Origin of the sequence: Streptomyces sp. NPDC006925 (assembly GCF_042869575.1) — a bacterium.
In the GTDB taxonomy this organism is placed as follows: Bacteria; Actinomycetota; Actinomycetes; order Streptomycetales; family Streptomycetaceae; genus Streptomyces.
The window spans coordinates 57,507-78,527 of record NZ_JBIAGB010000029.1; the positions used below are offsets into that span (position 1 = coordinate 57,507).

Annotated in this window: 16 protein-coding genes and 1 other RNA gene; 13 read left to right on the plus strand and 4 right to left on the minus strand. The window is 74.6% G+C overall.

The window, feature by feature from the left end; all coding sequences use genetic code 11:
* Positions 1 to 58: 58 nt before the first annotated feature.
* Together ACFYNS_RS28015 and ACFYNS_RS28020 are read right to left on the minus strand one after the other, a co-directional pair.
* Positions 59 to 832, minus strand: a complete 774-nt coding sequence (locus ACFYNS_RS28015; protein ID WP_360302940.1) for a decaprenylphospho-beta-D-erythro-pentofuranosid-2-ulose 2-reductase — start codon at positions 830 to 832, stop codon at positions 59 to 61.
* Positions 833 to 986: 154 nt separating this feature from the next.
* Positions 987 to 2,393 (minus strand): FAD-binding oxidoreductase, encoded by a 1,407-nt coding sequence (locus tag ACFYNS_RS28020; RefSeq protein WP_360302938.1) that lies wholly within the window; start codon positions 2,391 to 2,393, stop codon positions 987 to 989.
* A 151-nt stretch (positions 2,394 to 2,544) separates the two neighbouring features.
* Between ACFYNS_RS28020 and ACFYNS_RS28025 the strand changes: the two genes are divergently transcribed.
* The 3 genes from ACFYNS_RS28025 (at position 2,545) to ACFYNS_RS28035 (ending at position 4,948) form a co-directional block, all read left to right on the plus strand.
* Positions 2,545 to 3,117, plus strand: coding sequence for a phosphatase PAP2 family protein (locus tag ACFYNS_RS28025; RefSeq protein WP_388605603.1), 573 nt, complete (start codon positions 2,545 to 2,547; stop codon positions 3,115 to 3,117).
* Positions 3,114 to 4,226: a decaprenyl-phosphate phosphoribosyltransferase gene (locus ACFYNS_RS28030; protein WP_388605605.1), complete on the plus strand. Its 1,113-nt coding sequence runs from the start codon at positions 3,114 to 3,116 to the stop codon at positions 4,224 to 4,226. Before ACFYNS_RS28025 ends, ACFYNS_RS28030 begins: the two co-directional genes overlap by 4 nt.
* Positions 4,227 to 4,342: 116 nt before the next feature.
* Positions 4,343 to 4,948 (plus strand): GtrA family protein, encoded by a 606-nt coding sequence (locus ACFYNS_RS28035; protein WP_360303685.1) that lies wholly within the window; start codon positions 4,343 to 4,345, stop codon positions 4,946 to 4,948.
* A gap of 52 nt (positions 4,949 to 5,000) precedes the next feature.
* On the opposite strand, the gene ACFYNS_RS28040 is transcribed toward ACFYNS_RS28035, so the two are convergent.
* Positions 5,001 to 9,236 (minus strand): FHA domain-containing protein, encoded by a 4,236-nt coding sequence (locus ACFYNS_RS28040; protein ID WP_388605607.1) that lies wholly within the window; start codon positions 9,234 to 9,236, stop codon positions 5,001 to 5,003.
* A gap of 377 nt (positions 9,237 to 9,613) precedes the next feature.
* Here ACFYNS_RS28040 and ACFYNS_RS28045 point away from each other — a divergent pair, with 377 nt between their 5' ends.
* The 5 genes from ACFYNS_RS28045 (at position 9,614) to ACFYNS_RS28065 (ending at position 16,067) form a co-directional block, all read left to right on the plus strand.
* Positions 9,614 to 11,356: a serine/threonine-protein kinase gene (locus ACFYNS_RS28045; protein ID WP_388605609.1), complete on the plus strand. Its 1,743-nt coding sequence runs from the start codon at positions 9,614 to 9,616 to the stop codon at positions 11,354 to 11,356.
* A gap of 165 nt (positions 11,357 to 11,521) precedes the next feature.
* Positions 11,522 to 12,880: a serine/threonine-protein kinase gene (locus ACFYNS_RS28050; RefSeq protein ID WP_388605611.1), complete on the plus strand. Its 1,359-nt coding sequence runs from the start codon at positions 11,522 to 11,524 to the stop codon at positions 12,878 to 12,880.
* Positions 12,881 to 13,086: 206 nt separating this feature from the next.
* Positions 13,087 to 13,860 carry a 2OG-Fe dioxygenase family protein gene (locus ACFYNS_RS28055; RefSeq protein WP_360292982.1) on the plus strand — a complete coding sequence of 258 codons (774 nt, stop codon included), beginning with the start codon at positions 13,087 to 13,089 and terminating at the stop codon, positions 13,858 to 13,860.
* A 35-nt stretch (positions 13,861 to 13,895) separates the two neighbouring features.
* Positions 13,896 to 15,011 (plus strand): peptide chain release factor 2, encoded by a 1,116-nt coding sequence (prfB, locus tag ACFYNS_RS28060; protein WP_360292979.1) that lies wholly within the window; start codon positions 13,896 to 13,898, stop codon positions 15,009 to 15,011.
* 267 nt (positions 15,012 to 15,278) lie between these two features.
* Entirely contained in the window at positions 15,279 to 16,067 is a 789-nt protein-coding gene (locus tag ACFYNS_RS28065; protein ID WP_388605613.1) for a collagen-like protein, read from the plus strand.
* A gap of 149 nt (positions 16,068 to 16,216) precedes the next feature.
* Here ACFYNS_RS28065 and ACFYNS_RS28070 read toward each other — a convergent pair whose 3' ends face one another.
* A complete protein-coding gene (locus ACFYNS_RS28070; protein ID WP_078534678.1) occupies positions 16,217 to 16,411 on the minus strand; it encodes a hypothetical protein in 195 nt (64 codons plus the stop codon).
* A gap of 265 nt (positions 16,412 to 16,676) precedes the next feature.
* Here ACFYNS_RS28070 and ftsE point away from each other — a divergent pair, with 265 nt between their 5' ends.
* The 5 genes from ftsE (at position 16,677) to ssrA (ending at position 20,767) form a co-directional block, all read left to right on the plus strand.
* Entirely contained in the window at positions 16,677 to 17,366 is a 690-nt protein-coding gene (gene ftsE / locus ACFYNS_RS28075; protein ID WP_360292974.1) for a cell division ATP-binding protein FtsE, read from the plus strand.
* A 41-nt stretch (positions 17,367 to 17,407) separates the two neighbouring features.
* Positions 17,408 to 18,322, plus strand: a complete 915-nt coding sequence (ftsX, locus tag ACFYNS_RS28080; protein WP_388605615.1) for a permease-like cell division protein FtsX — start codon at positions 17,408 to 17,410, stop codon at positions 18,320 to 18,322.
* A 68-nt stretch (positions 18,323 to 18,390) separates the two neighbouring features.
* Entirely contained in the window at positions 18,391 to 19,710 is a 1,320-nt protein-coding gene (locus tag ACFYNS_RS28085; RefSeq protein WP_388605617.1) for a S41 family peptidase, read from the plus strand.
* A 27-nt stretch (positions 19,711 to 19,737) separates the two neighbouring features.
* On the plus strand, positions 19,738 to 20,259 hold the full coding sequence (gene smpB, locus ACFYNS_RS28090; protein ID WP_360292994.1) for an SsrA-binding protein SmpB: 522 nt from the start codon (positions 19,738 to 19,740) through the stop codon (positions 20,257 to 20,259).
* Between the two features lie 135 nt (positions 20,260 to 20,394).
* Positions 20,395 to 20,767, plus strand: a transfer-messenger RNA (tmRNA) gene (ssrA, locus tag ACFYNS_RS28095).
* The last annotated feature ends 254 nt before the right edge of the window (positions 20,768 to 21,021 follow it).

Below are 21,021 nucleotides of genomic sequence, written 5' to 3' on the forward strand. Positions count from 1 at the left end.
CCCGCCCCACGGGCGTTCCGGAACGCCGCTCTGCGGGGCCGTCCCGGGCGCCCGGACCTCAGCCCGGCAGCCGCCGGAAGACGCTGCGCGGCAGATGCCGCAGCACGCTCATCACCGGGCCCAGCGCGGCCGGCACCCACACCGTCCGCGCCCGGCGCCGCACTCCCTGCTCGATCGCCTCCGCCACCGCGCCCGGCGTGGTGGCCAGCGGCGCGGGCGTCCGCCCCGCCGTCATCCGGGTGTGCACGAATCCGGGCCGCACCACCAGCACATGCGCCCCCGAGCCGTGCAGCGCGTCCCCCAGGCCCTGCGCGAACGCGTCCAGCCCTGCCTTGCTGGACCCGTAGAGGAAGTTGGCCCGGCGCGCCCGCTCCCCGGCCACCGAGGAGAGCACCACCAGCGACCCGTGCCCCTGGGCGCGCAGCGCGTTCGCGCACACCAGCCCGGAGGAGACGGCCCCGGTGTAGTTCGTCCGGGTGAGACGTTCGGCCGCCGTCGGGTCCTGCTCGTCGCGGAACTGCTCGCCCAGTACCCCGAAGGCCAGCAGGACCAGGTCGATGTCGCCTTCCGCGAAGACCTTCTCCAGCACCTCCTCGTGCGTCTCGGGGGCCAGCGCGTCGAACGGGACGGTGCGCACGGCGACCTCCGCGCCGTGTGCCGCCGCCTCCTCCCGGAGTCCGGCCGCCGCCGCGTCCAGCCCCGGGCCCGGCCGCCCCGCGAGCCAGACCGTGCGGGCGCGGCGGGCCATGAAACGGCGCACGGCCGCCAGCGCGATCTCGGACGTGCCGCCCAGGACGAGCAGCGACTGCGGGGAACCGAACGCGTCCTTCATGTGTGCTCCATGGTGTTCTTCGGGGATGCCGGTTCAAAAAGCGCGGGGCCGGGGTGCGCGGAGTCCGCCGGATGCGCCGGGCGGGGCCTGTGCCGTGCCGGGACGCGCGGAGCCGGAACTCGCGGGGCGGGGAGGTGTCCGGGCGGGCGCAGGGTCACAGGGCCAGCCGCCGGGCCAGGTCCGAGGTGAAGACGCCGCGCGGGTCCAGCCGGGCGCGCAGCTCCCGGAAGTCGGCCAGCCGCGGATACATCCCCGCCAGCAGTTCGGGCCGCATCCGCGCGTCCTTGGCCAGGTACAGCCGTCCCCCGGCCAGCGCGACCTCCTCGTCCAGCAGGTCGAGGAAGTCCGCCAGCCCCGGCAGCCCGGTGGGGATGTCCAGCGCCAGCGTCCAGCCCTCCGCGGGGAAGGAGAGCCACCCCGGGTCCCCGGCGCCGAACCGCTTGAGGACGGCGAGGAAGGAGGGGCAGGAGCGGCGCGAGATCAGCCGCACGATGCGGCGCAGCGCGTCGTCGTGCTCGTGCCCCACCACGCACTGCCACTGCACGAACCCCGCGCTGCCGTAGATCCGGTTCCAGTGCGGCAGCCCGTCCAGCGGGTGGAAGAAGGAGGCGAGCCGCTGGAGTTCGCCCCTCCGGCGGCGCGGCGCCTTGTGGTACCAGAACTTGTTGAAGGCCGAGACCGTACTGCCGCGCAGCAGCCCGCCGGGCACGGCGCGCGGCGCGGGCGGCAACTGCCCGGGCCGGAAGGCCAGCGGGTCCCTGCGCGCCGCCCGGGCCGCACGCCCCGGCCCCTGCAGCGCGGCCAGCGGCGCGTGGTCGCCGCGGGTCAGCACAGCGCGTCCGGCCGCCGTCCCGCGCGCCAGCAGGTCGATCCAGGCCACCGAATAGCGGTGCCGGTGGTCGCTCGCGGTCAGCGTGGCCAGCAGCGAGTCCAGGTCGGGGAGCCGCTCGGTGTCCACCGCCATCAGCGACGTCTCCACCGGCAGCAGCCGCACCGTCGCGCTCAGCACCAGCCCGGTCAGGCCCATCCCGCCCGCCGTGGCGTCGAACAGTTCGGTGCCCGGCACGACCGTCCGCACCTGCCCGTCCGCCGTCAGCAGCTCCAGGGAGCGCACATGGCGGCTGAAGGAGCCCGAGAGGTGGTGGTTCTTGCCGTGGATGTCCGCGCCGATCGCGCCGCCGACCGTCACATAGCGGGTCCCCGGGGTCACCGGCACGAACCAGCCCAGCGGCAGCAGCACCGTCATCAGCCGGTGCAGGCTGATTCCCGCCTCGCAGGTCACCGTCCCCTCTGCGGCGTCGACCGCCAGCACCCGGTCCAGCCCCGTGGTGTCCAGGACGGTGCCGCCCGCGTTCTGTGCCGCGTCCCCGTAGGCCCGGCCCAGGCCGCGCGGGATGCTGCCGCGCGTCCCGCACTCCAGGACCGCCGCCACCGCCTCCTGGCGGGTGCGCGGACGCAGCACCCGGGCGCCGGTGGGGGCGGTGCCGCCCCAGCCGGTCAGCAGCCGGGCGCTGCGATCGGGCGGTGCGGACACGTCGCGCTGGAGGTGCTGAGCGGGCATGGACGTGACGGTAGGCGCCAGGAAATGCCCGGCAGGGGAGGCTGTGCCGGTGGCGCCGCCGGTGTCGCCCAATGGTCGCTGAAAGGGTGAAACGGCGTGTGTCGGCTCGCGGCTCGGCCTGCGGCGGCGCCGGGCGCGGCAGAGTCGGAGCGTGGCAGCGAAAGCGGTACGACAGTGGGAGCGGCGGCTGTTGTGCGCTCTGAGCGACTGCGCGGCCGATGCCCGGGTGGCCGGCGCCGCCCGCGCACTGTCCTGGAGCGGGGAGCACGCGGCCGTCTGGCTCCTGGTCGGACTCGCCGGCGCTGCCACGGACCGTACGCAGCGGGAGCGCTGGCTCCGGGGCACCGGACTCGTGGGTGCCGCGCATCTGGCCAGCATGGGGATCAAGCGGGTCGTGCGCCGCCCGCGCCCCGAGCCGGCGGGCCGCGCCCCGCTCGTACGGACGGCCGGGCGGCACTCCTTCCCCAGTTCGCACGCCGCCTCCTCCGGTGCGGCGGCGCTGGCCCTGGGCGGACTGCGGCACGGGACGCCGCTGGCCGCGCTGGCCGCGCTGATCTGCGTCTCCCGGCTGGTCGCCGGTGTGCACCACCCCTCGGACGTGGTGGCGGGCGCGGCCCTGGGCGCGCTGGTCGTCCGGCTGGGTGCGGCCGCCCGGCCGCAGGACGCGCAACCCCCGGCCCCGCCCGGCTCGACGGCGCGGGGTGCGGAGGGGGCGGCCGGATGACCGAACGCTCCACACTGACCGGCTCCCCCGGGCACCGCTCCGCCGGGACCGCCCCCGACCCCGGCGCCGAGCAGACCGCCGAGCAGACGGCGGACTCGGCAGCCGAGCAGAGCGCCGGACCGGCCGTCGGACCGGCCGCGGGGCCCACCAGCGGGCCGGCCGCCGAATCGGCTTCCGCGCCGCACCTCGCCAACCGCGCCGCCCCGGCCGCGCGGCAGCCGACCGGATTCGCCGGGACCCTCCCCGGCGGGCTGCTGCTGACCGTACGGCCCCGCCAGTGGGTGAAGAACCTCCTCGTCCTCGCCGCGCCCGCCGCCGCCGGAGAGCTGGCGGCGGTGCACACGGTGCTCGCGCTCGCCCTCGTCTTCGCCCTGTTCACCGCGGCAGCAGCGGCCGTCTACCTGCTCAACGACGCCCGGGACGCGGAAGCGGACCGGGCCCACCCCGACAAGTGCCGCCGCCCCGTCGCCGCCGGAACCGTGCCGGTGCCCCTCGCCTACGCGCTCGGCACCGTGCTCGCCCTGGCCTCCACCACGGCCGCCGCGCTGCTGTGCAACACCGGTACCGCGGCGCTGCTCGCGGGCTACGTGATCATGCAGATCGCCTACTGCCTGCGGCTCAAGCGCGTCCTGGTGGTCGACCTGGCCGTGGTGACCGCCGGGTTCGTGATGCGCGCGATGTCCGGCGGGCTGGCGCTGGGCATTCCGCTCTCCCGCTGGTTCCTGATCACCGCCGGGTTCGGCGCGCTGTTCATGGTGGCGGGCAAGCGCTACTCGGAGGCGCTGCTGATGGGCGAGGGCGAGGGCGGCACTCGGGCACTGCTGCGCGAGTACACCGTCGGTTACCTGCGCTTCGTCTGGCAGCTCGCCGCCGGAGCCGCAGTGCTCGCCTACTGCCTGTGGGCGCTGGAGGACGGCACCGGCGCCGGGGCCACGCTGTGCCGACAGCTCTCCATGGTGCCGCTGATCCTGGCGGTGCTGCGGTACGCCGTCTTCACCGACCGCGGCGCGTCCGGTTCCCCCGAGGACGTCCTGTTGCGCGACCGTCCGCTGGCGGTCACCGCACTGTGCTGGGCGGCGCTGTACGGACTGTCGGTCGCGGGGATGTAGACCGTGCGCGTCCGCGAGGTCCGGCGCCGTACGCGTCGGCGAGGTCCGGCGCCGTGCGCGTCCCGGTGGTCCGGAGCCGTGCGCGCCGGAGGGGTCGGCGCCGGAGGGGCCGCGCGGTGAGGGCGCGGAGTGTCCCCGTCTCCCGGGTGCCGCCGCGGCTCCGCGCGTTCTGCGCGGAGTTCGCCGGATTCGCCGCCGTCGGTGTCTTCGCCTTCCTCGCGGACCTCGGCGGCTTCCTGTGGCTGCGCGGCCCCGTCGGGATGGATCCGATGTACGCCAAAGCCCTGTCCTTCGTGGCGGGCGTCGCCGTCGCCTACACGGGCAACGCGCTGGGCCCCTACCGGCTGCGCGGCCGCCGGGTGGCCGGGGGCTGGCGGAGGTTCAGCGTCTTCGTACTGGTCAACGCGGCGGGCGGGGCCGTGCAGCTCGGCTGTCTCGGCGTCTCGCGGCAGGTGCTGGGACTGACCTCCACCCTCGCCGACGTCGTCTCCGGCGCCGGAGTGGGCCTGGTGCTGGGTACCGCCGTGCGCTTCTGGGGGACCCGCACCCTGGTCTTCTCCGGCACGCGGGGCCTGGTCCGTACGACCGGCCGCACCGGGGGCGCCGCGTCCCCTGCCTCCGGTCCGTCCGCCGCCTCCGGTCCGGATGGTGCGCCGAGCACGGACGGGGCGCCGACCGCGCGGGAACGGTCGCGGGTCGACGGCGGGGCGGGGGCCGCGTGACGGGCAGGTGGCCACTCCGGAGGACCTGCTCGCCGCCCCGCGCGCACCGTACCTATCCGGGACCCGGTGCGGACCCCGGCGCCACCTGGCGGGCCGCCCGCTCCATCGCGCTGGCCAGCAGCGCCAAATCGGTCGGTCCGTTGCCCAGCTCCCGTACCTGGCGGCGCGCGGGCGGATCCCCGGCGCGCGCCCAGTCCAACGGCACCACCGTGGGCCGCAGCGTCGCGGTCCGGGGGATCCGGCCGGTGACCCGGCCCGCCTGGAAGGCGACCGGCACCCCGCCGACCACGGTGCCCTCCGGCCCCCGGCGCTGACGCAGGGTCAGGGTGCCCCGTCCGCGCGGCGTGCCCTCGGCGCCCCGTTCGCCACCGGTCAGCTCCACATGCAGCGCTGCCGTACGAGCCGGTGCCGTGTGCACCGTCCGGTCGGCGCGGCCGGTCGCCGCGATCACATGCACGCCGAGCCGGCTCCCCGCCCGGGCCACCGCCTCCAGCGCCCGGACCACCGAACCGGCCGCGGGGCGGCCGGGGTTGCCCAGCGCCGGGTCGACCAGCGTGTCGAAGTCGTCCACCAGCACCACGAGCCGGGGCGGCACACCGCCGGGGCCCAGCGGGGAGGGCGACGTCAGCGAGGGCGCCGCAGCGTCGCCGTCCTGCCCACCGGTACGCCGGGAACGAGTGGAGTCAGCGGCACCAGCGGAGTCAGCGGCACCAGCGGAGTCAGTGGAATCGGTGCGGGCTGCCTCGGCGCCGGAGCCCTCGGTACGGGCCGCCTCGGCGCGGGACGCCGCGACCGTGCCCGGCTCCGCGGGCGGCTGGTCCCCGGGCCGCGCCTCGGTGCGCCGCAGCCGGAGCGTGCGCCGGGTACCGTCCGGCTCGGGCTCGGCGGCAGCGCCGCCCCGGACGGCTCGATCGCCCGGGTCCGGGTCCGGCCGCCGCGCCGCCCCGCCCCCGGCCGCCGAGGGCGCACCGGCGGGCCCGTCGGCCGCTCCGGCCTGCTGCGGCAGCGCCTCCAGCCCTCCGCCGCTTCCGGCGCCGGGCCTTCCGCCGCCCTGGGTTCCGCTCCCGCCCGCAGCGCGGTCCTCCGGCGCGCCCCCGTGCCCCCTGGACCGTTGGGCGGCCACGGCGGCCCGCTCCTCGGGTGCCCGGGCGGGGGCCGGGACCTGCACACCCTCCCCGGCCCGCGGCTCGGCGGCCGCCTCCCGCTCCGGCGCCTGCCGGGGAGCCACCACCCGTCCGGAGGGGCGGGCGGCCGACCGCACATACTCCTCGAAGCTGCTCTCGTCACCGATCAGTTCGGCCCGCCGCTTCAGTTCGGCGCTCAGCGACTGCGCGAACTGCCGCATCCGCACCGGGTCGCCCGCCGTCAGCCGCGCCGTGGTGTGCGGCAGCTCCTCGCACACCCGCAACCCGTCCCCGGCGTCCGCACCGGCGCCGTCCACCAGCACCAGCGCGAGCCGGTCCGGGCGTTCCCCGGCGGCGAGGGAGGCCGCCAGCGAGCGGAGCAGTTCGGTCTTGCCGGATCCGGGGCCGCCGCTGACGAAGGCGTGCCCCGGCAGGGCGCGGCCCGCTCCGCCGGTGTCGCCCTCGGGGACGGCGGGTGCCATCCCGGCGGGCAGCTCCGTCAGGTCCGAGAGGTCGGCCTCCAGCGGTCCGTGCGGGCCCGCACCGAAGACCAGCGGGACCCGGCCCGCAGTGGCTGCGGCCCGCTCCGACCAGCGGGCGAGCAGCGCGGCGGGGGTCGCCCGGGCCAGCCCCAGCTCCTCCAGCAGCCGGCACTGCTCGGGCAGGGTCACGGTCGGGGCCGACGCGTCGGCCCCCGCGCCCTCCGGTTCCCGCAGCGGGGCCAGCGCCCGGGCGAACCGCTCGGCCCATGCCGCCGACACCGCGTCCACGGTGGCCACGGGCCCGCCCGGCGCCCCCGGGCCGCCCTCCGCCGCGACCGGTCGGCCCGGCCCGTCCTGCGGTTCCCTGCCGGTCCTGTCCTGCGGTTCTCCGCCGGGAGCCGCCGCTCCGGCAGGAGCCGGGGCCCGGCCGTCCCGCCGGTCCTCTCCGCGCGGACCGCCGTGTCCGTCCCGGGCGCCGTGTCCGGTCTGTCCTCCTCGGGTGCCGTGCCCGTCGCGTCCGGCCTGTCCGTCCCGGCCCTCGGGGGTGCGGTGCGGGGCTGCCCTGGTGACGGGGTGCAGGACCTTGACCGCCGTGGCGACGTCGCCGCTCAGCAGGGCGACCGTGCCGCACTCGGCGAACCCGGGGCAGGCGCCGTCCGCCGCCTCGAGGGTCGCGGTCAGCGGCGAGGACGGGCTGGCGGGCGGCGTCTCGGCCAGACAGATCAGATGGATACCGGCGGCCGGGCCCTCGCGGGCCAGCCGGGCCGTGCTCGCGCGCAGCTCCGCGGAGCCGGGGTCGCCGTCCACCACCACGACCGCGGCGGGCCCGCGGCCCCCCGCCGGGCGGGGAGCCGAGCCCTGGGCCTCCAGCCGCCGTACCAGTTCCGCTGTGCGCGCGGCCGCCTGGTCGTGGTCGTAGGCCGTCAGCAGCCCGCAGTCCTGGCCGTGCCCCGGGCGCAGATGGGGCAGCCAGCCCAGCCACGCCCACTCCTGCTGCCGCGCCTGGGCGCTGCGCGCCGGGTCGGTCGACAGCAGGACGACCTCCAGCGCGCTGGGCCCGTGCAGGGCCGTCAGCTGCGCGAGCACGGACCGTGCCAGTCCGGCCAGCCGCGCCCGCGGCCCCGCCAGCCCGAGGGCGCCGGCCCGGCGCAGGTCGGCGGTGACCGCGTCGCCCAGCCCGCCGCCGCGGTGCGCGATGCCGAGCCGCACGGTCAGCGCGTCCGGATGCTCAGGGCCCCGCTCCCACAGCCGGGGGCCCGGCCCGAGGGCGCTCAGCAGCACCGAGGCCGGGTCCGGCCAGCGCTTCGCACCACCGGGTGGCATCGACAGGCTGTCGGCGGCGGCCTCCTGGCGGTTTCCGAAGCCCTCGGCCGGGTGCGCCGCGTAGCCGCTCGTGCCGGAGCCGTAGCGCGTCGGCCCGTGCGGGTCGGGGTCGGGCTGCCGCGGTCCGCCGCCGGGCGCCGTGCCCGGCCCGGCCGACTCCGTGCGGGCCGTGAGGCGCCGCGCCCAGGCACTCAGCCCCCGGCCTCTGCGGGCTGCGGCCTCCCCGCCGTCCGGCGCCCGCCCGGCGACGCCGCTGCCCGCGCCGCCGGGCGGTACGAGGCCCGCGCTGTGGGTCATGTCGGCCCCGGGGAAGGGCCCGCCGGACGCCGGTGCGTAGGAGTGCGCGGAGTCGCCCGGGCCGTTCCCCGTGCCCCAGTGCTCGGCCGCCCGGGCGGCGCCTTCGCGGGGGCCCGGCAGCTCGCCGGAGGTGCCGGTCGTCCCCGTTCCCGTTCCGGCGGCGGTGCCGCTCCCGGCGGGCCGTTCGGGGACGAGGCGGAGGCGCCCCTCGCCGTCCGGGGCCGTGGGCAGGGCCAGCGGCGTTGCCGGGCCGGGTGCGGACGGATCCGCCGCGGCGGCGTCCGGGTGCGGGCCGGTGCGGGTGGCGGCCTCCAGCCGGACGGTCGTCTCGCCGATGCGCAATTCGGCGCCGGGGCGCAGCAGGACGGGCTGCCGGCCGACCGGGGCGCCCTCGACCGTGGTGCCGTTGGTGGAGCCGAGGTCGGTCACGGTGACCGTGCCGCCGTCGGTCACGGTGACGGCGCAGTGCAGCCGGGAGACGTCGGGGTCGTCCAGCGGGACGTCGGCCTCCGCTGAGCGGCCGAGGTGGACCGTGCCGCCCTGCAGCAGATGGATGCCGCCCGCGTCGGGCCCGCCGGTGACATGCAGCCGGGCTCGGGCCGAGCCGTACGCCGTCAGTGCCGTCACGGCGGCGCCGTGCGCGGGGAGCGCGGCGGGGGCTACGGGGGCGTGCAGCGAGATGAGCGCGCCGTCCAGCAGTGGGGGCTCGCCGATGATCTGGCGGTGCGGGTCGAGCCGCCGGGTCCCGGCATAGACGACCACGGGCTCCTGCGCCGCCTCCTCCTGGCCCGCCCCCTCACCCCCGGCGGAACCGGATGCGGAGGACGCCGCGGCCAGCGCTGCCGCGGCTGAGGTCGCCAGCGCGCTGGTCACCGCCGACAGCACGGTGCCCGCCGGTGCCGTGACCAGTACGTTCGCCTGTCCGACCGGCTGAGCCGGGTGGGGCTGCGCCGACTGCGGCCGGGCGGCGGGGCGTGCTGCCGGTCCCGTGCGGCCCCCGCCCGCGTCCGCCGTGCCGCGCGCGCCACGTGGCGCCGGCGCGACAGTCAGCCGGATCTGCATCTGCGCCTCCAGGTCCCGTCCGCGCCGCGCGCTCGGCGGGCAGCCCACCCACCGCGCTCACGCGCCGGCACATCGTCCGTACCACTGCATGCATACTCGCACCCGCGACCGACAGCGGAGCCGGTCCTGGCCATCCGCCCGATTCTGCCGCGCTGATGATCTTGACCGGGTGACGGCGCCACCGCAACCATCGCCACCCCGCGTGCGTCTTCCGGGGGAGTCGTCCGGCCGGGCGTGCCCACCGGGCACCGGCTCGTGCCCGGTGCGCTGCGCCGGATTGCCGCGCGCGCCCGGAAGCGGGTGCGGGCCTCGGCGCCGCCTTGCGCGGCGGCACTATTGTGGGCGGGATTGCAGAACGAGACCAGGGAGCGCATGACGTGCGGCCGGTAGGCAGCAAGTACCTGCTCGAAGAGCCGCTGGGGCGCGGCGCCACGGGCACCGTCTGGCGGGCCCGCCAGCGCGAGACGGCGGGCTCGGAGGCGGCGGTGGCCGGGCAGCCCGGCGAGACCGTCGCGATCAAGGTCCTCAAGGAGGAGCTGGCCAACGACCCCGACGTGGTGATGCGCTTCCTGCGGGAGCGCTCCGTGCTGCTGCGGCTGACGCACCACAACATCGTCAGAACCCGCGACCTCGTGGTCGAAGGCGATCTGCTGGCGCTCGTGATGGACCTCGTCGAGGGCCCTGACCTGCATCGCTACCTGCGCGAGAACGGCCCGTTCTCGCCCATCGCCGCCTGCCTGGTCACCGCACAGGTGGCCGACGCGCTGGCCGCCAGCCACGCCGACGGCGTCGTGCACCGGGACCTGAAGCCCGCGAACGTCCTGCTCACCGAGGACGAGAACGGCATGCGCCCGATGCTCACCGACTTCGGCATCGCGCGGCTCGCGGACTCGCCCGGACTGACCCGTACCCAGGAGTTCGTCGGCACCCCCGCCTACGTAGCGCCGGAGTCGGCCGAGGGCCGCCCGCAGACCTCGGCGGTGGACGTCTACGGCGCGGGCATCCTGCTGTACGAGCTGGTCAGCGGCTACCCGCCGTTCAGCGGCGACAGCGCCCTCGCCGTCCTGCATCAGCATCTGGCGCAGGAGCCCGAGCGCCCCGCGAACCTCCCCGACCCGCTGTGGACGGTCATCGAGCACTGCCTGCGCAAGAACCCCGACGAGCGGCCCAGCGCCGAGAATCTGGCGCGCGGCCTGCGGACCGTCGCCGGCGGCATCGGTGCCCAGGCCACGCCGCAGGCCGCGGGCGCCGCGCTCGGGGTGGCCGCGCTGCTGGCACCGGATCCCGCGCCCGCACCCGTCCCGGGTTCCGCGCCCGGCGCCCCGGCACCGGGCGGCGGTGGGCAGTACGACCCCGCGGCGCAGACCGACGTCCTGCCGCAGACGGGCGGTCCGCACGGCGCTCCCGGCCAGTACGACCCGTCGGCCGAGACCAATGTGCTGCCGCAGACCGGCAGCCCGCAGGGGGGTTACGGCCAGGGCGGCCAGGGCGGCAGCGCCGACTCCACCCGGGTCATGCCGCCGGTTCCGGGCGGTCCGCCGCAGGGCGGGCAGGGCGGGGCCCCGCAGCAGGACGGCCCCCACCCCTGGGAGAGCCAGCTGCGCGCGGCCCGGGACCGCAATGAGCAGACCCAGTTCCAGCCGCTCGATCCCAGCATGGATCCGCTGCGCCGCCGCCCCCAGCGGCAGGCCCCGCCGCCCGGCCCCCAGGACCACGGGCAGTACGGCCGACAGGGGCAGTACGGGCAGTACGGCCAGTACGGGCAGCAGCCGCCCGCGCAGCAGCCCCCGCAGCGCTACGAGCCGCAGCCGCCCAGGGGTCGGGAGCCCCGGCCGCAGCGGGATCCGAGGCCGCAGCGGGATCCGCGGCAAGGGGGGCCGCCGCGCGAGCCCCGGCAGCGCCGCGAGCCGCGGCAGCGCAGCGCCAACCCCATGCGCATCCCGGGGCTGGGCTGCCTCAAGGGATGCCTGTTCCTCATCGTGATCCTCGTGGTGGCCGGAGTGCTGTTCTGGAACCTGACGGATGCTCCGCAGTGGTGGGCTGACGGCAAGAGCTTCTGGGAGTCCACGAAGGACGTGTTCCGCGAGATCGGGGACTTCTTCGACAAGGTCAACAACTGAGGCCGGGATTCGCCCGACAGCCGAACCGGAATCCCGCGGCGCCGGACCCGAGTACCGGTGACCATGAGGATTTGTCGACATCTGAAGGGGGATTTCCCCCACAGAAGTGACAGTTACCGGCATCCGGGGCTCCCAACCCGGGCCCTGCCGCGTAGCTTTGTCGCCATGGCACGGAAGATCGGCAGTCGCTACACGGCACACCGCATCCTCGGCCGCGGCAGCGCCGGCACGGTGTGGCTCGGTGACGGACCGGAGGGTCCCGTCGCCATCAAGCTCCTGCGTGAGGACCTCGCCTCCGACCAGGACCTGGTCGAGCGGTTCGTGCAGGAGCGCAGCGCGCTGCTGTGCCTCGACCATCCGCGCGTCGTCGGAGTGCGCGACCTGGTGGTGGACGGCAACGAACTGGCCCTGGTCATGGACCTGGTGCGGGGTACCGATCTGCGCACCCGGCTGGAGCGGGACCGCCGCCTGGCGCCCGCAGCCGCGGTCGCCATCGCCGCCGACGTCGCCGACGCGCTTGCCGCCGCGCACGCCGCCGGGCTGGTGCATCGCGACGTGAAGCCGGAGAACGTGCTGCTGGACGCCCTGGCGCTGGAGGGCCCGGGCGGGGCGCCGCCCGCGCTGCTGACCGACTTCGGCGTCGCCAAGCTCATCGACTCGCCCAGCCGCACCCGCGCCACCTCGATCATCGGCACTCCCGACTATCTGGCGCCCGAGATCGTCGAAGGGCTGCCGCCGCGCGCCGCCGTCGACATCTACGCGCTGGCGACCGTCGTCTACGAACTGCTGGCAGGCTTCACGCCGTTCGGCGGCGGCCACCCCGGCGCGGTGCTGCGCAGACATGTGACCGAGACCGTGGCGCCGCTGCCCGGCATCCCGGACGAGCTGTGGCAGCTCGTCCACCAGTGCCTCGCCAAGGCCCCCGCCTCCCGGCTGCGCGCCGCGGAGCTGGCGGCCCGGCTGCGCGAGCTGCTGCCGGCCCTGGAGGGGCTGCCGCCGCTCGACATCGACGAGCAGGGCGACGAGTACGACGAGCACGGCGAGTACGACGAGCACGGTGGACACGCCGCATACGCGGGCCGCGAAGCGTACCCCGATCACGACGAGTACGCGGGTGACGACCCGTACTCCGGCCACTCGCCGGGCGCGGGCGGCGCCGGAGGCGCGACGCACGACCGGCGCTCCGGCCCCGGCACGGCGGCCGCCGCGGGCGGCGGCGCCGTGCCCCTCGTCCACTCGCGGGTCGGCCCCGACGCGAACCGGGACACCCACACGAGCATGCGGGTGCCCGGCGAGGACGAGCTGGCCGGAGGCGCGCACGGCACGGCACGTGCGCCCCGCGCCGCGGGCGAGGCGCGCGCCGGGTCCGCGCGGCACCGGACCGCAGTGCGGCGCAGACGGCTGAAAATAGGCGTTGCCGCCGCGCTGGCCGCCGTGGCCCTCGCGGTGGGCGGCTGGCTGGCCACCGCCGAGGAGGACACCGGCTCGTTGCGGGCGCCCGCGTACGGGTACCCGACGGACTGACGGAAGCCGTGCGCCGGCCCGGATGCGGAGTGCGGCGGTGCGTAGCAGCCTGGACGTGCCGAGCCGGACGGATGTGCCCGCAGGTCGGGCGGACCGGAACCGGCCGGAAGTGCCGGACCGGAGCACCGGCCGCAGCGACCCCGGCGAGGCGGGCCGCACGAGGCGGCCCACCGGCCGCACCGGGCAGGGCAGGAGGGAGGTGCCGCATGGAGGACATCGCGGGCGCTCCGACGCTGCGCAGCGCGGGCGAGATCGCCCGGGTCCGGCAGGCGCTGCTCTCCCGGCACGCCCATGTGATGGAGTCGGCGGCCGTCTCCCGGTGCGTGGGAGCCGCCGCGGCCGACTGGCGGCGCTTCGGCCTGCACTGGGAGGACCTGGCGCCGGAAGGCCACGCCGCGTGGGACGACACGCACCGCCTGCGCCGCTACGGGCACTTCTCGCTGGACCGCACCGGTGCGCTGCGCCCGACGCCGCACCCGGCCTTCGCGCAGCCCGGGGACACCGGCCCGCTCCCTCTCGGGGAAGACGGCCATATCGAGCCGCTGACCGACGTCTTCGTGGCCGACCCGCTCTTCAAGGCGCTGGTGCGGATGCTGGGCCGGATCGCGAGCTGCCTGCAGGACGCCGAGGTGTGGAGCGTCAGAGCGCATCCGGTCCGGGTTGTCGCCTCGGCCGACCGGGCCGCGCTGCCCGTTCCCGAGGGGCGGCACCGCACCGGGGCGACGCTGGTGAGTTCCCTGCTGGTCGGCCGGGAGAACGCCGTCGGCGGCCGGCACACCGTCTACGCGCCCGACGGCACCCGGCTGCTGACCGCCACCCTGCACGAGCCGGGCAGTCTGCTGCTCGGCGACGACCGGACCACCTTGCACGAGGTGGGCGCCGTCCGTCCGGCGGAGACCACCGGGCCTGCGCGCCGGGACGTACTGGTGACCACGCTGACGGCACACCGCAGCGCGGAGCGTGACGCCCAAGTGGGCTAGGGATGGGGTGGCGGCTTGCGGTTAGGGTGGGGAGCGTGGCAGTCGTCGATGTATCCGAAGAGCTGAAGTCCCTCTCCTCCACCATGGAGTCGATCGAGGCCGTCCTTGACCTGGGCAAAATGCGGTCAGACATCGCCGCGCTCGAGGAGCGGGCGGCGGCCCCGGACCTGTGGGACGACCTCGAGAACGCGCAGAAGGTGACCAGCCGGCTCTCCTATCTCCAGGGGCAGCTGCGCAGAGTCGAGGAGCTGCGGGGGCGGATCGACGACGTCGGGGTGCTCTTCGAGCTGGCCGAGAGCGAGGACGACGCGGACGCCCGCGCCGAGGCGGCGAACGAGCTGGCCGCGGTCCGCAAGACGGTGGACGAGCTGGAGGTCCGCACGCTGCTGTCCGGCGAGTACGACCCGCGTGAGGCGGTCGTCAGCGTCCGTGCCGAGGCGGGCGGTGTGGACGCCGCCGACTTCGCCGAGCAGCTGATGCGCATGTACCTGCGCTGGGCCGAGCGCCGGGACTACCCCACGGAGGTGTTCGACATCTCCTACGCGGAAGAGGCGGGCATCAAGTCCGCGACCTTCACGGTGAAGGCGCCGTACGCCTACGGCACGCTCTCGGTGGAGCAGGGCACCCACCGGATGGTGCGCATCTCGCCGTTCGACAACCAGGGCCGCCGCCAGACCTCGTTCGCCGGGGTCGAGGTGCTTCCGGTCGTGGAGCAGGTGGACCACATCGACATTCCGGAGAACGAGCTGCGGATCGACGTCTTCCGCTCCTCGGGCCCCGGTGGCCAGTCGGTGAACACCACGGACTCGGCGGTGCGCATGACGCACCTGCCGACCGGCATCGTCGTCTCCTGCCAGAACGAGAAGTCGCAGATCCAGAACCGCGCCGCCGCCATGCGCGTCATGCAGGCGCGACTGCTCGCCCACCGCCGCCAGGAGGAGCAGGCCAAGATGGACGCGCTCAAGGGCGACGGCGGCAACTCCTGGGGCAGTCAGATGCGTTCGTACGTCCTGCACCCGTATCAGATGGTCAAGGACCTGCGCACCGAGTACGAGGTGGGCAACCCGCAGGGCGTGCTCGACGGTGACATCGACAGCTTCCTGGAGGCCGGTATCCGCTGGCGCAAGCAGCAGGAACAGGTCCAGAACTGACGTCGCGTCAGGCGCCGTCGGGCAAGCCCCGGCCCTGTTCGACGGATCTTCGCTTGACGCGCATACGCGGGCTGGGGAAAGCTGTTGGCTCGGCATGCCTGTGTCAGGAGCGCATGAACGGGGCGAGAGAGCCCCGGTGAAGACGGCGGCAGTCCGGGTGGGGGTACGACATCGCCTCGACATCGCCTCGACGGCAAGCCCGGTGCGGATCGCGCTCCACGCGCAGCGGCCCCATCCACGAGTACAGCTACTGGGGGTAGTTGGAACATGAGCAAATCGAAGACGCGGCTGCGGGTCGCGCGGATCGCCGCAGCGGCCGTGTTCGCCGCGGGCGCCTCGCTGACCGCCGCAGGTGCCGCGCAGGCCGCCGATGTGTCGGACAACGGTGACTCCGGCGGCATTCTCGGCGGCATTTTCGGCGGTGGCGACAGCGACGGCGGCGGTGACAGCGGCGGCGACAGCGGCGGCGACAACGGCGTCGGTGGCGGCGACGGCGGCATCGGCGGTGACGACGGCGGCATCGGCGGCACCGTCATCGGCGGCAACGACGGTGGCAACGGCAACGATGGCGGTGTCGCCGACGGCGGCAACGGCAACGACGGCGGTAACGGCAACGGTGGCGACGCCAACAACGGCGGCAGCGGCAACGGCGGCGACGCCAACGACGGCGGTAACGGCAACGGTGGCGACGCCAACAACGGCGGCAGCGGCAACGGTGGCGACGCCAACAACGGTGGCAGCGGCAACGGTGGCCACGGCGGTAACGGCAACGGCGGTGGCGGCGAGGAGCCGGCGACCACCGGCGGTTCCGGCGGTGGTGGCGACGACACCTGTGACCTCGACGGTGACCAGGTGAAGTGCGAGGTCGGCACCAACCCGGACAGCGCGGGCAGCCAGCCGGTCCAGGACAGCAAGCCGGAGGCGCCGAAGGACGAGCTGGCCGAGACCGGTTCGGGTGAGACGACCTTCCTGCTGGTGGGCGCGGCGACGATGATCGCCGGTGGCGTCGGGTTCCGCCTGATGCCGAGGCTCGCCTCGCGGCGCACCGCCGCCTAAGGAGTCAGGCTCGCACCAGCGCGCCGGGGCGCGGGGGTCTCAGGACCGCCGCAACCCGGCGCGTTCGTGTTTTCCGGTGACGACACGGCCCGGCGTCCCGGCGGGGCACCCGCCGGGACGGCGCTCGTGCACGGCGCGTGTCTGCGACGTCACGCCGTGGCTACGCGCTGTGCCACAAGTGTTACTGCTATCAGTGCTGCCAGCAGGGCGATCAGCGCCGCCGGGGACAGATGCGCCAGCGGGGCCTCCCGGTGCAGCCGTTCCCGGTGGGCACGGCACACGGCGCAGCGCCCCTCGTTCACGGGCCCCGCGCAGTTGGCACACACCAGTCGATCGCATGTCATGCGAACTCCTCCTCAGTCGCGCCAACGACACCCGTGAGTGATTCGTTCCCCAGGGGTGCTCGATTCCACTCTGCCAGGTGAGCCGGCTCCACGCAGAAACAGGCAGGTGGAGCGCGGCTGCGGACCGAGGGCGCGGGTGCCGCGTGCGCGGCACGCCACGCTTCGCGTATGGTCGCCCACACCGCTCCCGGCTGACGCCGGAGGGCGTCCCAGGGGGCCGCACCGCGGTTTCCGTTGTCCCTACCCAGGTCGACGTGGTGTATCCGTGATCCGATTCGACAGCGTCTCCAAGTCCTATCCCAAGCAGAACCGCCCGGCGCTCCGCGATGTCTCGCTGGAGGTCGAGCGCGGCGAGTTCGTGTTCCTGGTGGGCTCCTCCGGTTCCGGCAAGTCCACCTTCCTGCGGCTGCTCCTGCGCGAGGAGCGGGCCAGCTCCGGCCAGGTGCATGTGCTCGGCAAGGACCTGGCGCGGCTGTCCAACTGGAAGGTGCCGCAGATGCGGCGGCAGCTCGGCACGGTCTTCCAGGACTTCCGGCTGCTGGGCAACAAGACCGTCGGGGAGAACGTGGCCTTCGCGCTGGAGGTCATCGGCAAGTCGCGCGGCCAGATCCGCAAGACGGTCCCCGAGGTCCTCGACCTGGTCGGCCTGGGCGGCAAGGAGGAGCGGATGCCCGGCGAGCTGTCCGGCGGTGAGCAGCAGCGGGTCGCCATCGCGCGGGCCTTCGCCAACCGCCCGATGCTGCTGATCGCCGACGAGCCGACCGGCAACCTGGACCCGCAGACCTCCGTCGGCATCATGAAGCTGCTCGACCGGATCAACCGCACGGGCACCACCGTGGTGATGGCCACCCACGATCAGCAGATCGTCGACCAGATGCGCAAGCGCGTCATCGAACTCGAGACGGGCCGCCTCGTGCGCGACCAGTCGCGCGGTGTCTACGGATACCAGCACTGAGGCGACTGAGGCACCGGCACCAGCACTGAGGAAAGGACGCCATGCGCGCCCAGTTCGTCCTGTCGGAGATCGGCGTCGGTCTCCGCCGCAATCTCACGATGACCTTCGCGGTGATCGTCTCGGTCGCCCTGTCGCTCGCGCTCGCGGGCGGTTCGCTGCTCGCCCGCGAACAGGTGAGCACGATGAAGGGGTACTGGTTCGACAAGGTCCAGGTCTCGATCTACCTGTGCAACAAGAACGACGCCTCCTCGGACGACCCCAACTGCGCCAAGGGCGCGGTCACCCGGCAGCAGAAGAGCGAGATCAAGGCCGACCTGAAGAAGCTCGACGTCGTCGAGAAGGTCTACCACGAGTCCGCCGACCAGGCGTACAAGCTCTACAAGAAGCAGTTCAAGGACTCGCCGCTGGCCGCCTCGCTGACGCCGGACCAGATGCAGGAGTCCTACCGGGTCAAACTCAAGGACCCGACCAAGTACCAGGTGCTGCAGACCGCCTTCTCCGGCAGACAGGGAGTCCAGGAGGTGCAGGACCAGCGCAAGACGCTGGAACCGCTCTTCAACCTCCTCAACGGTATGAACATCGCGGCCCTGTGCGTGATGGCGCTGATGCTGGTGGTCGCGCTGCTGCTGATCGTCAACACGGTGCGGGTGTCGGCGTTCAGCAGGCGCCGGGAGACCGGGATCATGCGGCTGGTGGGCGCGTCCAGTTTCTACATCCAGATGCCGTTCATCCTGGAGGCCGCCATCGCGGGGCTGATCGGCGCGGGGTTCGCCTGTGTGCTGCTCGTCCTGGGCAAGTACTTCCTGATCAACAACTGGCTGCAGCAGAAGATCGTGCTGATCGAGTTCATCGGCTGGGACGCGGTGGCCGGGGTGATGCCGCTGATTCTCGTGGTGGGGCTGCTGATGCCTGCCGTGGCAGCCTTCTTTACGTTGCGCAAGTACCTGAAGGTGTGACGCAGGCCGCGGGGTGCCGTGCGCCCAACCCCCCGTGAGGCGCCCCGCACTGGCCTACACTCCGGACCATGCCAGGCTCGTGGTTCCTCGACACGCGCCCGCGCCGACCGCGGCGCGGGGCCCTGACGATGGTCTTCGCCGGTGTGCTGGCGACCGGAGCCGCCACCGGAGCGTTCGGCGGGGAGCTGGCCGCCTTCGGGTCGGCCGCTCCCGGCAGCACCGCGCACGGCGCGGGCCGCAGCGCACTCGGCGGCCCGGCCGACGCCAAGGGTGAGTCCGCCGGCTCCCGCGGCGCCCGCGAGCGGGCCGGAGACGACGCGGCGGACGCCGTGGTCAGCCGCAGCGGCGACCGCTGGTCCGCCGCCTACTCGGCCCGCGAGTACGAGGGGCTGCGGCAGGCCCTCGACGGCTCCTATGTGGGGGTCGGCATCTCCGTGCGGCAGACCCGGGCCGGTGCACCGCGCACCGACGGCACCGGGAGCGGCGCCGCGGACGGGGAGAGCGCCACCGACCGCGCGGGCGGGCAGCGGGCCGGGCGCGGTACCGCCGTGCGGGTGGAGCGGGTGCAGCCCGGCAGCCCCGCCGACCGCGCCGGAATCAGGGCGGGCGACCGGCTGCGCTCGGTGGCCGGCCGACGCGTGACGGGCAAGCCGGTCACCGCCGTGGTGGCGCTGCTGCGCGGCTCCGACCCGGATGCCCCCGCCGACGCGGCCGACCCCGGCACCCGGGTCCGGCTCCACCTCACCCGCGGGGGCCGTGACCTGCACCGCACGCTGCGGCGCGAGCGGCTGACGACCGAGTCGGTGCGGATGGACCGGATCGGCGACGGCGTCACCCGGATCGCGATCCGCTCCTTCACCCGGGGCTCCGGCGAACAGGTGCGCAAGCTGGTCCGCGAGCGGGTACCGGAGACCCGGCCGGTCCTGCTGGACCTGCGGGGCAACTCCGGCGGCCTGGTGGACGAGGCGGTCACCGCGGCCGGGGCCTTCCTCGACGGCGGTCTCGTCGCCACCTACGACGACGACGGTACCGAGCACGCGCTGTACGCCGAGGACGACGCGGAGCACCCCGGCGACGTCGAGCGTCGTCCGCTGGTCGTCCTGGTCGACGGCGGGACGATGAGTGCGGCCGAGATGCTCACCGGTGCGCTGCAGGACCGGGGCCGCGCCGTCGTGGTCGGCTCGCGCACCTTCGGCAAGGGGTCGGTGCAGATGCCCCGGCCCCAGTCCGACGGCTCCGTCGCCGAGCTGACGGTGGGTCACTACACGACTCCGTCGGGTCGCGACGTGGAGGGGCACGGCATCGCGCCCGACCTCTCGGTGCGCAGCAGGGGCGAGTCCATGGAGCGGGCCAGGACAGTATTGAGTGGCCTCGAGGCCCGGTCGTAGTGGGAGAATGGACCGGCTATGGCGAAGATGAAGACGACACGGACCAATGCCAAGGCCAAGGCCAAGGGTGACAAGGACGCCCGGAAGCTCATCGCGCAGAACAAGAAGGCGCGGCATGACTACCTCGTGCTGGACACGTACGAGTGCGGCATCGCGCTGACGGGCACCGAGGTCAAGTCGCTGCGGCAGGGCCGTGCCTCACTCGTGGACGGCTTCGCCCAGATCGACGGCGGCGAGGTCTGGCTGCACAACGTGCACATCCCCGAGTACGCGCAGGGCACCTGGACCAACCACGCGGCCCGGCGCAAGCGGAAGCTGCTGCTCCATCGGGCTGAGATCGACAAGCTCACCGGCAAGCTCCAGGAGACCGGCTACACCCTGGTCCCGCTCCAGCTCTATTTCTACCGGGGTCGGGCCAAGGTGGAGATCGCCCTGGCCAAGGGCAAGAAGGAGTACGACAAGCGGCAGACGCTCCGCGAGAAGCAGGACCGTCGCGAGTCGGAACGTGCCGTCTCGGCGGTCCGTCGCCGCCAGCGCGCGACCGTCTGAGGCCGGGGCCTCCCGGCCACCGTCCCGTCGGCGCCGAACGAAATGGTTGGCGTCACCGCGGCCGGGTCACGTATCATGGCAGCAGCATGACGGCACCGCCCGCAAGGGTGGCTGTGCAGATTGTCAACTCAACACGGGGATGATCGGTTTCGACAGCGAACGTCGAAGCAGGGGAAGCGAGCCGAGGAACGCGGCAATGATCTCGTTAACCATGTGCCGCAAAAAAATAATCGCCAACACCAAGCGCGATTCCTTCGCCCTCGCTGCCTGAGCAGCGACCTGCGAAGTGTCAGCCCGGGGTAGTTCCCGCCCCGGTTCCTGGCATCAGCTAAGGGAACTCACCGCGTAGGTCCGGTCACGGGACCTACCGGGACATCGAACAGTGACTGGGCCCGTCGGAGACTTGTCCGCGTGATCTCCGGGGCCGAGAAAATCGCAGCGGACTGCGCTCGGAGAAGCCCTGTTTCCACTTCGTTGGACGCGGGTTCGATTCCCGCCATCTCCACGAAGGCGAAAGGCGAGGTGTGCCCACGGAAAGCGTGGGCGGCCTCGCCTTCGTCGTTTCTGCGCGGCTGTCGCCGCGCGTGCGGGGGCTCCGCCACCCGCGGCCCCCTTCCTCGCGGCGTGCGGGGTGCTCCGTGGAGGCGAAAGGCGAGGTGTGCCCGCGGGCGAAAGGCGAGGTGTGCCCACGGAAAGCGTGGGCGGCCTCGCCTTCGTCGTTTCTGCGCGGCTGTCGCCGCGCGTGCGGGGGCTCCGCCACCC

What these genes read in the sequence shown, in the direction of transcription:
- ACFYNS_RS28065 (WP_388605613.1), top strand. Translation starts at nt 15,279, where the DNA reads ATGAGCAAATCGAAGACGCGGCTGCGGGTCGCGCGGATCGCCGCAGCG.
- ACFYNS_RS28030 (WP_388605605.1), top strand. Translation starts at nt 3,114, where the DNA reads ATGACCGAACGCTCCACACTGACCGGCTCCCCCGGGCACCGCTCCGCC.
- ACFYNS_RS28055 (WP_360292982.1), top strand. Translation starts at nt 13,087, where the DNA reads ATGGAGGACATCGCGGGCGCTCCGACGCTGCGCAGCGCGGGCGAGATC.
- ftsX (WP_388605615.1), top strand. Translation starts at nt 17,408, where the DNA reads ATGCGCGCCCAGTTCGTCCTGTCGGAGATCGGCGTCGGTCTCCGCCGC.
- ACFYNS_RS28070 (WP_078534678.1), bottom strand. Translation starts at nt 16,411, where the DNA reads ATGACATGCGATCGACTGGTGTGTGCCAACTGCGCGGGGCCCGTGAAC.
- ACFYNS_RS28040 (WP_388605607.1), bottom strand. Translation starts at nt 9,236, where the DNA reads ATGCAGATCCGGCTGACTGTCGCGCCGGCGCCACGTGGCGCGCGCGGC.
- ACFYNS_RS28020 (WP_360302938.1), bottom strand. Translation starts at nt 2,393, where the DNA reads ATGCCCGCTCAGCACCTCCAGCGCGACGTGTCCGCACCGCCCGATCGC.
- ACFYNS_RS28015 (WP_360302940.1), bottom strand. Translation starts at nt 832, where the DNA reads ATGAAGGACGCGTTCGGTTCCCCGCAGTCGCTGCTCGTCCTGGGCGGC.
- smpB (WP_360292994.1), top strand. Translation starts at nt 19,738, where the DNA reads ATGAAGACGACACGGACCAATGCCAAGGCCAAGGCCAAGGGTGACAAG.
- ACFYNS_RS28085 (WP_388605617.1), top strand. Translation starts at nt 18,391, where the DNA reads ATGCCAGGCTCGTGGTTCCTCGACACGCGCCCGCGCCGACCGCGGCGC.
- ACFYNS_RS28050 (WP_388605611.1), top strand. Translation starts at nt 11,522, where the DNA reads ATGGCACGGAAGATCGGCAGTCGCTACACGGCACACCGCATCCTCGGC.